This window comes from Roseibium algae (assembly GCF_037783265.1).
GTDB classification, from domain to species: Bacteria; Pseudomonadota; Alphaproteobacteria; order Rhizobiales; family Stappiaceae; genus Roseibium; species Roseibium algae.
In genome coordinates, this window is the sequence record NZ_JBAKIA010000004.1 from 25016 (window position 1) to 38732 (window position 13717).

12 protein-coding genes are annotated in these 13717 nt (G+C 54.6%); 3 read left to right on the top strand and 9 right to left on the bottom strand.

Going from position 1 to position 13717, the window contains the following annotated elements; translation table 11 throughout:
• Nucleotides 1–360 precede the first annotated feature (360 nt).
• From V6575_RS06505 to V6575_RS06535, 7 genes are read right to left on the bottom strand one after another with little or no spacing between them, the layout of a single operon-like run.
• Entirely contained in the window at nt 361–1131 is a 771-nt protein-coding gene (locus V6575_RS06505) for a copper homeostasis protein CutC (RefSeq protein ID WP_340273390.1), read from the bottom strand.
• Between the two features lie 8 nt (nt 1132–1139).
• Entirely contained in the window at nt 1140–2348 is a 1209-nt protein-coding gene (locus tag V6575_RS06510; RefSeq protein ID WP_340273391.1) for an MFS transporter, read from the bottom strand.
• Between the two features lie 53 nt (nt 2349–2401).
• Nucleotides 2402–3844 (bottom strand): M81 family metallopeptidase, encoded by a 1443-nt coding sequence (locus tag V6575_RS06515; RefSeq protein ID WP_340273392.1) that lies wholly within the window; start codon nt 3842–3844, stop codon nt 2402–2404.
• Between the two features lie 12 nt (nt 3845–3856).
• Entirely contained in the window at nt 3857–5776 is a 1920-nt protein-coding gene (locus V6575_RS06520; protein ID WP_340273393.1) for a beta-N-acetylhexosaminidase, read from the bottom strand.
• 29 nt (nt 5777–5805) lie between these two features.
• Nucleotides 5806–6576, bottom strand: coding sequence for an SDR family oxidoreductase (locus V6575_RS06525; RefSeq protein WP_340273394.1), 771 nt, complete (start codon nt 6574–6576; stop codon nt 5806–5808).
• A gap of 42 nt (nt 6577–6618) precedes the next feature.
• On the bottom strand, nt 6619–7482 hold the full coding sequence (locus tag V6575_RS06530) for a MurR/RpiR family transcriptional regulator (protein ID WP_340273395.1): 864 nt from the start codon (nt 7480–7482) through the stop codon (nt 6619–6621).
• A gap of 24 nt (nt 7483–7506) precedes the next feature.
• On the bottom strand, nt 7507–7893 hold the full coding sequence (locus V6575_RS06535; protein ID WP_340273396.1) for a RidA family protein: 387 nt from the start codon (nt 7891–7893) through the stop codon (nt 7507–7509).
• A gap of 119 nt (nt 7894–8012) precedes the next feature.
• Between V6575_RS06535 and V6575_RS06540 the strand changes: the two genes are divergently transcribed.
• From V6575_RS06540 to V6575_RS06550, 3 genes are read left to right on the top strand one after another with little or no spacing between them, the layout of a single operon-like run.
• Complete coding sequence (locus tag V6575_RS06540; protein ID WP_340273397.1) at nt 8013–8504, top strand: hypothetical protein; 492 nt, start codon at nt 8013–8015, stop codon at nt 8502–8504.
• A gap of 36 nt (nt 8505–8540) precedes the next feature.
• On the top strand, nt 8541–9998 hold the full coding sequence (locus V6575_RS06545) for a M81 family metallopeptidase (protein WP_340273398.1): 1458 nt from the start codon (nt 8541–8543) through the stop codon (nt 9996–9998).
• Nucleotides 9991–11106: a D-TA family PLP-dependent enzyme gene (locus V6575_RS06550; RefSeq protein ID WP_340273399.1), complete on the top strand. Its 1116-nt coding sequence runs from the start codon at nt 9991–9993 to the stop codon at nt 11104–11106. Before V6575_RS06545 ends, V6575_RS06550 begins: the two co-directional genes overlap by 8 nt.
• Nucleotides 11107–11222: 116 nt before the next feature.
• Here the strand turns inward: V6575_RS06550 and V6575_RS06555 are convergent, their stop codons facing one another.
• Nucleotides 11223–12347: an ABC transporter ATP-binding protein gene (locus tag V6575_RS06555; protein ID WP_340273400.1), complete on the bottom strand. Its 1125-nt coding sequence runs from the start codon at nt 12345–12347 to the stop codon at nt 11223–11225.
• A 101-nt stretch (nt 12348–12448) separates the two neighbouring features.
• On the bottom strand, nt 12449–13684 hold the full coding sequence (locus V6575_RS06560) for an ABC transporter substrate-binding protein (RefSeq protein WP_422785533.1): 1236 nt from the start codon (nt 13682–13684) through the stop codon (nt 12449–12451).
• Nucleotides 13685–13717: the final 33 nt, after the last annotated feature.

Consider the following 13717-nt stretch of genomic DNA (forward strand, 5'->3'; position numbering starts at 1 on the left):
TAGCTTTACCAGCTCCGCTTGTTTGGACCAACTGGCTGGCAATTTTTCGGGTCTTAAGGCTCGGGCCCATAAAGTTGAATGCACTGTAGACGGCCCGTTCCAGATCCATCCGAAGGACGGTAAACCTGCTGCGGAGTTGGCATCAGAGCTTTTGATCCATGCAAGGCATAGCCCTACAGGCTTTTCCTGCTCCTCCTTTTCAAGTTCAACGCCAGCGGTTCCAATTTTATGAGCCTGAGCCCTAAGGCGCAGTGCGGAGCCGCCGCTTTTGGGCCGTTCCTCAGCGATATCGGTGAGTTGTTTTCGATTGGGCTATGGGGACGAGTTTCGTTGTAACCGATAGCCATGACACGAAGTCTGCTAGGTCTTGTTGATTTCTGATATCATAGCCCGAACGACGTCTGCATTTGTTTGTTTTGCCGGGCCAGAGAGAAAGCCAAGCTCGGAGATTTTTCCAGCTTCATCCATTTGAGGAGATGAGCAGGAGGCGTGAATTTCAGTAATCGGCAAGGTGGCTAGGAAGCTAGCTACGTTGGAGGGCTGGATTCCGCTGCCAGGCATGATGGAGATCCTGTTCTTCGCAGCATAAGCAAGCGCTGAAATGGCCTCCATGCCGTCCATCGCGGTTTTCGCGCCGCCTGAGGTCAAGATCCGGGAAAAGCCCAGCTCAATGGCTGTCTCAAGCGCATCCTGTTGATCGGGCACCAGATCAAAGGCCCGGTGCAATGTGATGTTCATCGGACCGGCATGTCGGATGAGGTCTGTAAGGACCTTGGTGTCCAAGTGTCCGGCACTGGTGCAGGCTCCAATGACGACCCCGGGAAGGCTGCAGGCGGCGGCGGCATCTATGTCACGTTTGATCGTGTCCAGTTCTGCCGTTGAATAATGGAACCCGCCGTGTCTTGGGCGGATCAAAGGATAGACCGGGATTCCAAAGGTTGCAGCCTGCTGCATGAAGCCAACCGAAGGCGTTAGCCCGCCTAAAGACAATGCAGAGCACAACTCTATCCGGTCTGCGCCTCCCTCTACAGCTGCGATCAAGCCATCGATCGTATCCACGCAGACTTCTAGAAGAACAGACTTGTCGGCCTGGGTACTTGCCTGGGAGAGTGTTTGGCTATTGTGGGACATGACGGCTCCTAATTCACTGTAGCGGCACGGCGGCCATCAAGGCCATACACGAGAGCAACACCCAAGATGCCTGCTAGTCCGCCCAGGATGGAGGTGCCAGCATAATCAGACACATAGGTGCCGAGAGCAAAGAGTATTGCGCTGATGCCCGCGCTCACAAACAGATTGACGGAAATCAAAGAACTGCCAAGGCCTGCGAGATCAGGAATGAGCTCCTGCAGATATGTGATTGGCAAGCTGATGATTGCGGCGGCCCCCAGACCGCTAATCAGGCAGAGCGCATAGATGTGCATGGGGGATGAAGACTGGCCCAGCAGGATCAGATAGGCAGCGTATAGGATCGAGCCTGCGCCGATGGTTCGCACTGGCCCATATTTCGGTTCCATACGGCCCCAGAAAAAAATGAAAACGATTTCCAGAACAGCGACCATGCCGATGATCACTCCAACATCGGTCAGTGTTCCTCCTGCAATGTCCGTTGTCACAAGCGGCAGAACTGCTGCGTTCACATGCAGCATGGAAGTGATGAGTGAAATGGCCAGCAAACGGATCACAACACCAGGACGAGCGATCCGTTTTATAGATGCCATGAACGGCACCTTCGGCTTCAACTCACTGGAGACCAGCGGTGTGGGCGGTAATGCAAATTGAAACAAGCCAAAGCAGACAACACAGGCTGCCATTGCGATCAGGTAGGCTGGTAGCATGCTGCCAGCATGTGCCAGAAACATACCGACAAGGCCCGGAACCAAAACCCAGGATAGGGAAATCATGGCACGAACAGCAGCATTGATCCCGGCAAACTCATTGCCCGGTAAAGTCACAGCATAGGCGCGTACATTGGCAAATATCAGCGAGTTGAGAGCCCCGAAAATCGGAAGCAGGGCCAGTAAGCCGATGAGAAAGCTGACGGTGTTCGCACCGAAGTAGATCAGGCCAGAACCGGCTATGCCGAAACAGCTTACCATAAGAAGGGCGCGTCTGTAGTCGCCCAGACGGTCAGAAAAGATGCCGATCACGACACTGGCCACCACATTGATGATGGCAGCAAACAAGATCACAGCCGAGTATGCGGCATCGCTCAGACCAAACTCCTGAATGGCGATGACGGACTGGAACGGGGTCGTCGCAGCGCCGGCAAGGCCAAAGAAAAAAATGGCAATTGCGCTGACCCGGATCGGGGTATGACGAAAGGCTGCCGCGTACATTGAGAGCATGGATAAAAACCAAAGAAAATGGCGACTGATTTAGCGTCAGTCAGAGAGATTGCTCAGTCCTTCCAGCGCGCCGAAAAGCGAGCCGTGGGCGTAAAGGCGAAGTCCTTGTCGAAAGGGTAGGCGGGGCCTGCCCTGCGCAGGTTGGGCAAACGCTCGATATCCTGGTTCACAACGCCATTTGTCAGTGCCATGAGATTGGGGGCAGCAATAGGGGCAAGTTCAGGCGAGAGATAGCCCGACTTGACCACGACAAGGCGGGCCGACTGCGGATCAAGGCCAAGGCGGGTGAAATCGGCGATATTGTGATAGGGGCGACGGCGCGCTGCCAGAACAACCGTGTTTCCATTAATCTCCAAAACCGCCTGGCGTTCGTCTTGCAAGCTGCCTGGCTGGTCATCCAGTGTGAGTAACCGGGCTGTCACCTCGACCGGCCGACTTGATGGATCGAGAGACCCGCCGATTTTCAGTTTTAGCGTTGCTCCAATTTCGGCCTTGAAGCACTTCTGGACATTGGGTGCATCTGTAATGCCAGCCAGAAGAGCGCCGGTAAAACCGCGCTTCAGCAGTTCACCCAGAACATCAGCCCGGTCTCCGACACCGCCACCTGTCGGATTATCGCCGGAATCGGCGAGGATCACCGGCTTGGTTACAGAGCTTTCCGCTAATGCCATCATGTCTGCCAACGGCCCGGTCGCAGGACCAAATCTGAAGTCGTCGCGGGCATCCCAATAGGACTGTGCGATGGCTTCGGCGGCTTTGGCTGCTGCCGGTTTGTTCGTTCCGGTGACAACCGCGCAGGCTGTTGCGCGGGGCTCGTCGGCCCATACGTAACCCACCATCAAATTGGCATCCAGGACGCCGTCTGCCTTGTCGTAGTTGGCGAGTACGTCATAAAGACGGGCAGCTGGTTGATCTTCCGTTGAGGTTCTCTCGCCCGGCAGCAGAACCGGAACAGGAGCCCAGGCAACGCCAGGGCCTTCTCCGCTGGTCAGACATTCCACCAACATGGAATAGGTCCGCATCATGGTTTCGCGAACGTCGATATGCGGGGCGGTACGGTAACCAGCGAAAATGTCGAGTTGGTCGATGATCCGTTGGCTGACATTGCCGTGCAGGTCATAGCTTGCGGCCATGGGAAGGTCCGGGCCGACCACATCACGAACAGCGGAAATCCAGTCGCCTTCGGCGTCGTCCATACCCTCGACATTGATTGCACCGTGCATGGCGAGGTAGACCCCGTCGACAGGTAAGGCAGCTTTCAGGCGATCAATGAACTCTGCCTTGAAACTCTCGTAAGTTGCCCGAGCCACCGGGCCGCCAGGCACTGCGCGGGCATGAAGGAGAGGGAATAGGATGACCTCTGGTCGGGGCAGAAACGAGAAATACTCGGATGTTATGAGATCGTCTCCCCGCATTACGAAGAAGTCCTCCGGCTGCATCAACACCGGGGAATAGGTGCTGCATTCGGTATGAATTCCGCCGACGGCAATGCGCATGAGTTCAGTCCTTCACAGCTTGGGAGCGTAGGGGGCGATGGCAGCAAAACGCAGCCAGTCCTTGGCATCTTTCGGCGACCAACCGGCCTCAGCCACTGCACAAAGTCGAGGGAACACCAGGCGGTTGAAATAATCATGTGACAGGAAATTCTCGGACCAGATGCAGGCCTGTATGCCTTTCAGACGCGGACGCAAGTCTTCCGGGAAATCACCTTCCGCCTCATAATGATAGGAGTGTTCAGGCGGAACAGTGCCGGCCCAGCTCGCGCCGGGCTCCTGCCAGGCGTCGTCCTGAACCATATCCAGGTAATAGGCCTGTCCCGGTGTCATGACGACGTCATAGCCCTTGCGCGCCAGGTCTATGCCGACGTCCGGGTTCTGCCATGCCATCAGGAGTGTGCCTTCGGGACTTACGCCGCCGCCATGGGACACTTCATCCCAGCCGGCCAGGCACTTGCCACGTTCCAGAAGCATCTGCTGAACCCGTTTCATGAAATAGGATTGCAGACCAAAGGTGCCTTCAAGGCCTTCTTGTTCCATGAGCTTTTTGGCCTTGGGGGAGGCCAGCCATGAGCCGTCTGCGACTTCGTCACCGCCAATGTGGACGTAGCGAGAGGGAAAGAGTGATGCCATTTCATCGAATACCGTGGCGAGGAACGCGTAGGTTGCTTCGATGGCAGGATTGAGAGCGTTGTTTGGGAAGCCTTGGACAGAGTGATAGCTGTCCGGTGCTTCCTGACCATCAGACAGGTTGCCGAAAATGGCGAGAACGGCCGTGCAATGACCTGGAATGTCGACCTCGGGAACAACCTCAAGGCCAAGGTGTGCTGCATGGGCGACAACGGCTTTCACCTCATCCTGAGAATAGAAGCCGCTGACGATTTCTGCGCCATTGCCAAGCTGCGGCAGCAAGATCTCGTCAGGGCCACGGGTCGCACCAATGGTGGTTAGCTCTGGATAGGCCTTGATCTCCAGTCTCCAGGCTTCGTCATCGGTCAGATGCCAATGGAAGATGTTCATCTTGTACCAGGCGAGGATATCGATCAGCCTGGTGACATCAGCCGTCGGATAGAACTGACGGGATACATCCAGATGGCAGCCGCGCCAGCCATATCGGGGGGTGTCGTCAATCGTACCGGAGGAGGGGAAGGAAAACGTTTCCGGATCCTGTCTTGCGCCGTGCAGCAGCTGGGCAAGTGTCGTCAGCCCGTATTGAAGACCGCTTTCCATTGTGTAAGTAAGAGCCACTTCCGTTTCCGAAAAGGTCAGCTTGTACTCTTCGTTGGCAAGCGTGTTTGTCTTACGCAACACCAATTCTCGCCCCTCATGCACAGGGCTGAGTGCAAAGGGGACATGGTCTGCTGCGAACAGGCGCTGATAGAGCGTCTGTACTTTTTGCACGGACGACTTTTCGTCGCTTGTTGCTGACTTGAGGAACAGGGCGACGGGATAACTGTCCCCTTTGCCAAGACTTGTTTTTTTCGGCCAAGGCTGAAGAAAGAAAGGTTCACTTACCTTGCCATCGGGGAGGAGCTTCGGGGCTGGTTCGCTATGGCGGCCCTCCAGCATCAAATCGCCGATAGCGCAAGGCTTGTGGGTCCCATCGGACAGGGTCACATAGGCGGACTTTGCGCCATCAGTACGGTGTTTCGCAGATCGATGTAAACCATCGACCTTGAAAGCCCAGGAGTCTCCCGGGGCCAGTTTAAACCCTTCTGGCGGACCGAACTCATGGAAATTGGCATTACGCCGGAGCAAGGTCGCATTTTGGCAAACAGCTTCGTCTGTGACACGGGTCAAGCTCGTGTAGATCAAGCGGAAATTACTGATTTCCGCTCCGGACATATTGTGCAGAACAAAGGAAAAACCGCCTGCCAGATCACCTTCAATCGGATACCAGCTGTTTTCGAGCACAAAGGGAAGCGTGACCATGGCGTATGTCCTTTGGAAATCGTTTATTTTTAGTAGTTGTCGGATTGGCTGAAAGTGCGAGCGAGCTCTGCCTGGCCCGCCAAGAGGCCGCAGTCGACCGGCAGGCAAACCCCTGTGATGGCTGAGGCTTCCGCGCCGGACAAAAATGAGACGGCATTTGCAACATCTGCTGGATCCGCGACGCGCTGCAACGGATACCAGCGCTTTGCTTCTTCGAATACATTCGGATTGACTGCGGCGCGGTCCTCCCAAGCCTGGGTCTTGACTGTTCCGGGCGCAATGGCGTTGCAGCGGATGCCGTATTTGCCGTATTCGACTGCGATCAGCTTGGTCAGGTGGATCATGGCAGCCTTGGCAGCGCTGTAAGCCGGGTGGCCGAAGACAGCGAGACCATTGACGGAGGCAATGTTGACGATGCTGCCACGACTTTGCTTGAGTGCGGCCTCAAAGGCTTTGAAAGTCAGAAAAGAGGCTTCCAGATTAAGCGCGGTGTCGTTGCGGAAGATCTCCGCAGTGGTGTCAGCCAGGGTGGTTGCCCGTGCCGCTCCGGCATTGTTGATCAGCGCATTTACAGGGCCATGACTTGCGGCAAACCTGGCCAGTTCCGCACAGTCCGCTTCACTTGTTACATCACATACGGCTGGTATGAATTTATCTTCCCTAACATCGCATAATTTGGCGACAGCTTCCGAATTGATGTCAGCGAGAATGATCTTATCATGTGTATCTGACAGGCGTTGGGCGATGGCCAGGCCAATGTCACCGGCCGCACCGGTTACAACTGCTACGGTTCCAGTCATGTCGTGTCCTAGATTTTGGAGAGACAGGAACCGCAGAAGCGGTCAGTCCCCAAGGAGCTGCTTGTCGTCTTCATCGCGATAGGCAACCAGTTGGTGTTTGATGTGGCGAAGGGCCACTGTCGATTGGGCCCGGTTTTGGTACGCAACCAGATTGGCCAGAATGTCCACGAGTGCGAGATAAACAAAGCGGGTGGAGGTTGGGCGGAAGATGTTGTTGCCTTCCGGCAGATCAATAGCCAAGACATGGTCGGCAGCCTTGGCAACAGGGCTGTCTGCCTGAGTCAGGGCAATCGTTGTTGCGCCTGCTTCCCGTGCCATGGTGAAGACACGGACAAGTTCCATATTTCGGCCGGAAAAGGATGAGCCAATCACTGAATCTTCCGGCCGGGCGGCAGCCGCCTGCATCATCTGCATGTGATGATCGGTCGAGGAGGTTATCCGAAGGCCAAGCCGGAACAGGCGGTTTTGAAACTCATGGGCAATCATTGATGAATTTCCGCCTGACCCGAAGGCGTAGATCATTTCCGACTTGGACAGGATATCTGCGACAGACTGAGCAGCCGCGGGATCAAAGGCACGGTGAAATAGAAACAGGGCGTTTTGGGCCTTGGTAACGATGTCTTCGGCCACATCTGCTGGCGCCGTACTCTTGGTGCCTGGGTTCAGATAGCGTGCACCCACAAACATGGTTTTCGCCAGCTGAACTTTGAAATCCGCGTAGTTCTGGCAATTCAGTCTGCGGCAAAAACGAGTGACCGTCGGAGGAGACACTTCCGCCCGCTCAGCCAATTCCACGATAGAGGCATTCACCGCGAAATCGAAGTCGTTAAGAAGAATCTCCGCAATGCGTTTCTCAGACTGCGAAAACTGCTCCTGCTCATTCTGTATTCGCGCGAGGATGTCCATGCTTTGCGTGCCCTATCTGCGTTATCAAGCCTTTGATTTATAGGCTACGCAGTCAATCTCGACCTTGCAATCGACCATCATTGAAGACTGCACACATGCGCGGGCAGGCGGAGCTTCGCCGAAGTAGCTCTGGTAAATCTTGTTGAAGCTCCAGAAATCACGAGGATCATCCAACCATATTCCGCATCGCACAACATCTGCAGTGGTATAATTGGCTTCTTCCAGAATGCTGAGCAGGTTCTGGATTGCCTTGTGGGTCTGTGGAATAATGCCACCTTCTATCACTTCGCCATCAACCATGGCGACCTGACCGGAGACATATAACCATCCGTCAGCTTCTACCGCGCGCGCGAAGGGAAGGTTCTGGCCACCTGCGCCGGATTTTTCAGCGCCGTATCTTTTTATGCTCATACTGTCTGCTTCACTCTAGTATGGAAATAATTTTCTTATCAGATTGACATGGAACCATATTGCTAAGAAATTGACTAGAGAAAATCACAATATATGAAAATTATTTAGATAGAGGCGCCATGCGGGATCCATTTCTCAATCCGTTTCCGGAGCAAGACGAGACACGCAGATCAATCTGGGAGATGCTTGTCGCTCGAGATATCGAGGCTTTTCTGACAGCCGACTGGTCCATGGTCGAAGATGATTTCATTGCTTTGGGCTTTCTGGGGATCAGCGGAAACAAGGCGAGTAATCCAGATAAATGGTCCCTGGCGTTTCCCACACTTGAGCACTACCGCGATGAATGGCTAAAACAGGCGCGTGAATTTGCCGAAGTCGAGTTTGCTGAAGACGTCCGCAAGGCAATTCACACTGCAACGCGTCTGGAGGAAATCGAAATCAAGGGCGACGTGGCTCTTGTGCGCAAGAAGTTCGATGGTGGCATCATGCGTGCTGATGGAAACTTCGATGTCATGCAATGGCAGACACTTTATTACTGCAGGGCGCAAAATGACGGCTGGAAAATTTCTGGCTTTACAGGCTATCTGCCCTACCCATTGACTGAAAGCTGAGGCCCCTTTGTGGTCTCCACGTCAGGAACCAATCCCTTGAAGCTCTTTACTGCTGTTCTCGCGACGGAAACGAACACTTTTTCCCCTATCTGCATTGATCGGCGCGGGTTCGAAGCGTCCCTCTATGCGAAGCCCGGCGAACATCCGGTCACGCCTACTTTGTGCTCCGCACCGCTCACGGTTGGACGACGAGTCTGCACTGAGAAAGGCTGGTCCCTGGTCGAGGGAACCGCTGCCTGGGCGGACCCTGCAGGGCTGGTCAACCGTCAAGCTTATGAAAGTCTGCGAGACGAAATTCTCGATCAACTTCGAGCTGCATTGCCGGTTGATGGGGTTGTTCTTGGTCTTCATGGGGCAATGGTCGCTGATGGCTATTTGGACCCAGAAGGCGATCTCCTGACCTGTATTCGGGACCTGGTAGGCCCGGATGTGCTGGTTTGTGCAGAACTTGATCCGCATAGCCATCTGACGGAAAAGCGAGTTGCAGCGATAGATTTCTTTGTAGTCTTCAAGGAGTTTCCGCATACGGATTTCGTTGATCGGGCAGAAGACCTCTGGCGGATTGCTGTCGATACGCTCGAGGGGCGGGTCACCCCGATCATGTCGGTTTTTGACTGCCGGATGATTGACGTGTTTCCGACTTCGCGAGAACCAATGCGCTCTTTCGTCGACAAGCTTCACCAGATTGAGACCAAAGATAATGATGTCCTCTCCTTGTCTGTGATACACGGCTTCATGGCTGGTGATGTGCCGGAAATGGGCACAAAGATGATCGCGGTGACCAATGGCAATGCCGAGAAGGGAGCGCAACTGACCCGCTCGCTTGGCCTTGAACTCTTTGCCAACCGAGGCCGTCATATGATGGCTCAGCTGTCGGTTGATGAAGCCGTCGCACAGGCAATGCTTGCTGAAAGCGGACCGACGGTTATAGCCGACATGTGGGATAATCCGGGTGGTGGAACTGCCGGAGACGCAACTGTGCTTCTCGCAGAGTTTATCGAAAGAGGCGGAGAGGGCGTTGCCTTTGGCACAATTTGGGATCCGGTTGCAGTTCAGATCTGCATGGCTGCGGGGGAGGGAGCCGAGATCCCCCTGCGGTTTGGTGCGAAGTCAGCGCCAGGAACAGGCAGCCCGGTCGATGGCCGCGTATCAATCGTCAAGTTGGTAAGGGATGCTGAAATGCGTTTCGGAGAGAGCTTCGCCCCTTTTGGCGATGCAGCGCATATCCGCTTGAATGGCATCGATATCATTCTGAATTCGGTAAGAGCCCAGAGCTTTGATCCGTCATTGTTTTCCGTTATGGGTATTGATCCTGCGCAAAAGAAAATTCTGGTCATTAAATCGACCAACCACTTCCATGCGTCCTTCAGTAAGATTGCCTCGCAAATCCTTTATTGTTCGGCGGGCTCGCCCTATCCGAACTCTCCTGCCAACACGCCCTACAGGCATGCTCGCCGGGATATCTGGCCAATGATGAAAAACCCTCATGGATAAGAAACTACATAAACTTGCTCCTAACACGTCGCTGGTCGGTTCGTTCATTACCCAGCTTTCAACGCCGCTTCCGGTGATCGATGAAGATCGGCTGGAAAATAATATTACCCGCGTCCAATCCTACATGGACAAGATCGGCAAGGCGTTCCGCCCACATATCAAGACCCATAAAATTCCGGCGATTGCCACACGTCAGGCGGAAGCCGGCGCGCAGGGTCTCAACTGCCAGAAGATCAGTGAAGCTGATGTCTTTGCCGATGCCGGCTTTCAGGACATTCTGATCACCTTCAGTATTCTGGGACCAGAAAAGCTGGAAGAGTTGGCAGTTCTAAATGGACGCATCGATGATCTGAAAGTCGTTGCGGACAGCGCAACGACAGTGTCCGGATTATCCGGCATGTTTGGCGGCAAGGACAAGGCTCTCAAGGTATTGGTCGAATGTGACACAGGCGGTGGGCGCTGTGGCGTGCAGTCCGCTGCTGAAGCATTCGACCTGGCTTGCCTGATCTCTGGTAGCGACGGGCTGACGTTCGGCGGGCTTCTGACCTATCCCAAGACGGATGGCGAGCTGGAGACAGAAGCGTTCCTGAGCGAGGCTATCGGGCTTCTGAAAGCTCGCGGCATTACTTGTGGCATCGTTAGCAATGGCGGGACGCCGAGCCTATTCAATGCGCATCTGGTGCCATCAGCAACCGAGCATCGAGCAGGGACTTACGTCTACAATGATCGTGCCATGGCTCGGGCCGGGCATTGCAGCCTGGACGACTGTGCAATGGAAATTCTGGCGACAGTTGTCTCGCGTCCGACACAGACGCGGGCTGTCATCGATGCGGGTTCAAAGGCGCTGACGTCTGATCTGCTGGGTTTCGATGATTTCGGCTATGTCGTGAACCATCCGGAAGCTGTTATCACGGGCCTGTCCGAAGAGCATGGCGTTCTGGATCTTTCGAAATGCGATCCAGACAAGCGGCCACAGGTCGGCGACCGGATCCGGATTATTCCGAACCACACATGCGTCGTCTCGAATCTGGTTGACCAAATGGTGTTTCACAAAGGCGGAGTGATCACGCGTGTGGAGCCTGTCGCAGCCCGCGGCTACGTCTGGTAACCGCGATCTTTACTCGTTATGAAGATGCCCGCGCCAGTGAGCTGGCGCGGAAATTTTACCTTGGATCAGCTTGTGAGGACGCCCCTGATGGGCGTCCAGCCTTGACGGTTTTTTGGCTAGGTTGCGTTCAGAGCTTCAAGATCAATTTCGTGAAGTTCGGTGCGCCGCTCCAAAGCCTCCCCTTGGTCATCAAAGAGATGGCAATCGGCTGCGCTGAAGCCGATCGTCGCGGGAGTGTCTACGGCAATGACAGCGGCGCCAGCAAGGGCGGCACTGAAAGGTTCATCGTCGGCGGCTGACGAATAGACAATTGTGTTAACGCCGAGCCGTTCGACAACAGATGGGACAATGGACATTTGCACATCGCCTTGGCCTAGATCGATGTGTTCTGGGCGGATGCCCAGGATCAGCTTCGCGCCCACAAGGCCTTCGCGTGGTTCCACAGGAATCGTCACGGTTTGATTTTCACAAACAACGCTCACGCCTTCTGGTCCGGCCGCGGTGCAAATCGCTGGCAGGAAATTCATTTTTGGATTTCCAATAAAACCTGCGACAAACATGTTTTGTGGCTTGTGATAGAGCTCAAGCGGCTTGCCGACTTGAGAGATGTAGCCGCCATTGAGCACCACAATACGATCTGCCATGGTCATGGCTTCGATCTGATCGTGGGTGACGTAGATCATGGTGGCTGCAAGATCATGATGCAGCTTTGTCAACTCGATGCGCATGTCGGCGCGCAGAGCTGCGTCGAGGTTCGACAGAGGTTCGTCGAACAGAAAGATCTTCGGCTCACGCACGATGGCACGACCGATGGCGACGCGCTGGCGTTGACCGCCTGAAAGGGCTCCAGGCCTTTGCTGCAAGTGCTTGTCGAGCTTCAGGACGGCAGCGACGCTTTCGACCTTTTCCGTTATTTCAGCTTCCGCCATCTTTTCCACGCGCAGCGGAAAGGCGATGTTCTCGAAAACAGACATATGTGGGTAGAGCGCATAGGATTGAAACACCATTGCAATGCCACGATTGACTGGTGCCAGATCATTGACCTTCAGGCCATCGATGACAATTTCGCCCTCGGTGGCATCGTCCAAACCTGCAATGATGCGCAGCAAGGTGGACTTTCCGCATCCGGAAGGGCCAACGAATACGACGAATTCACCGTCCTCAACGTCGAGGGTCACCCCTTTGATGACGTCAATCGACCCGAAGGACTTCGTGACCTTGTTGAGATAAAGCTGTCCCAAGACTGACCTCTTTTCGTCATTGCCACATGGGCAATGGAAACTGACGTAGATGAAACCCGCCACCGCAGTTGAATTGAACTGCGGCGGCGCATCAACGTGACTTACTTGTACTGTTCAAGGTCAGCAGCGGCCTTATCGAGAGCTGCCTTAGGCTCGGCCTGATCGGTTACGACGGACTGAACCATCTCGATCATTACGTCCTGAAAACCCTTGTAGTCCGTGAAGATTGGCTCAGGACCAGCGTTTGAGATACCGTCGATGAACGGCTTCCAATAAGGGTCTTTGGCGACGAATGCGTCAACCTGAGCGGAGGGACGAAGCGGGGTCAGGCCGGCGCCGCCCTGTAACTCGTACTCGCCTTGCGGACCAGGAGAGGTTATGAACTTGGCGAATTCGACTGCTTTTTCCTCGACGCCAGTTCCTTTGAAGACCGCCAGACTGTCAGTAATAAGCAGAGTGCCGGGGCCTTTTGCTGATGGTCCGAGAGGCAGGGTCGTCACACCCCAGTTCATGTCAGTGCCCTGTGCACGGGAGGCTGCACCTGAGCTGTTCTGAATCATGGCGACCTTGCCATCCAGCCAGATTGCGCGCATTTCATTTTGTTCGTATGCGGTTGGACCTTCGACGGAATAAGGCGTGATGTCCTTATAAGCCTGAAGAGCCGCAAGGACTTCCGGGCTATCCATCACGATATTGCCATCAGCGTCGATGACTTTGCCGTTGTTCGTATACACCCAATGCAGGAACTGGTGCATGGTGTTGTCAAAGGATTTCGCTGGAAGACCGTAGCCAGGAATACCGGTTTTTTCCTTGATGATCTTTGAGAACTCGATCTCTTCCGCCCAGGTCTTCGGCGGCGTTTCAGGATCAAGCCCTGCCTGCTTGAAGAGATCCTTGTTCCAGTAAAGCGCTTTGGTCGAGAAGGCGATAGGAACGCCCCACTGAGTGTCGTCGAAGGAAACCGTGTCGACGATGTTCGGATAGTAGCTTGCTTTTTCTTCATCGCTCATTGGGACTGGAACGATGAGATCGTTTTCAGCAAATTGTTTCAGTGTCCGCGAGCCAACATAGGCCATGCCGACCGGGGAACCTGCAGCTGCCAGTGTCGTTGCCTTGTCCTGGCACTGAGCCCAGCCGACGACTTCTGGTGTCACTGTCCAGCCTTCGTTGGCGGCTTCCCATTGGTCGATGTATTTTTCGTGGATCGGGTCGATTTTGTCGCCGCAATAGATCCAGGTGATATCCTGATCTGCCGCCTGCGCGCCAAGAACGTTGGCGAAGGTCGCGCCAACTAGAGCCAGGGCGCAAACCCCCAATTTCATATTTCCATGTTTCATAGTCTGTATCCCCATACTCTGGTGTGGATTTTG

What these genes read in the sequence shown, in the direction of transcription:
- V6575_RS06505 (WP_340273390.1), bottom strand. Translation starts at nt 1,131, where the DNA reads ATGTCCCACAATAGCCAAACACTCTCCCAGGCAAGTACCCAGGCCGAC.
- V6575_RS06510 (WP_340273391.1), bottom strand. Translation starts at nt 2,348, where the DNA reads ATGCTCTCAATGTACGCGGCAGCCTTTCGTCATACCCCGATCCGGGTC.
- V6575_RS06515 (WP_340273392.1), bottom strand. Translation starts at nt 3,844, where the DNA reads ATGCGCATTGCCGTCGGCGGAATTCATACCGAATGCAGCACCTATTCC.
- V6575_RS06520 (WP_340273393.1), bottom strand. Translation starts at nt 5,776, where the DNA reads ATGGTCACGCTTCCCTTTGTGCTCGAAAACAGCTGGTATCCGATTGAA.
- V6575_RS06525 (WP_340273394.1), bottom strand. Translation starts at nt 6,576, where the DNA reads ATGACTGGAACCGTAGCAGTTGTAACCGGTGCGGCCGGTGACATTGGC.
- V6575_RS06530 (WP_340273395.1), bottom strand. Translation starts at nt 7,482, where the DNA reads ATGGACATCCTCGCGCGAATACAGAATGAGCAGGAGCAGTTTTCGCAG.
- V6575_RS06535 (WP_340273396.1), bottom strand. Translation starts at nt 7,893, where the DNA reads ATGAGCATAAAAAGATACGGCGCTGAAAAATCCGGCGCAGGTGGCCAG.
- V6575_RS06540 (WP_340273397.1), top strand. Translation starts at nt 8,013, where the DNA reads ATGCGGGATCCATTTCTCAATCCGTTTCCGGAGCAAGACGAGACACGC.
- V6575_RS06550 (WP_340273399.1), top strand. Translation starts at nt 9,991, where the DNA reads ATGGATAAGAAACTACATAAACTTGCTCCTAACACGTCGCTGGTCGGT.
- V6575_RS06560 (WP_422785533.1), bottom strand. Translation starts at nt 13,684, where the DNA reads ATGAAACATGGAAATATGAAATTGGGGGTTTGCGCCCTGGCTCTAGTT.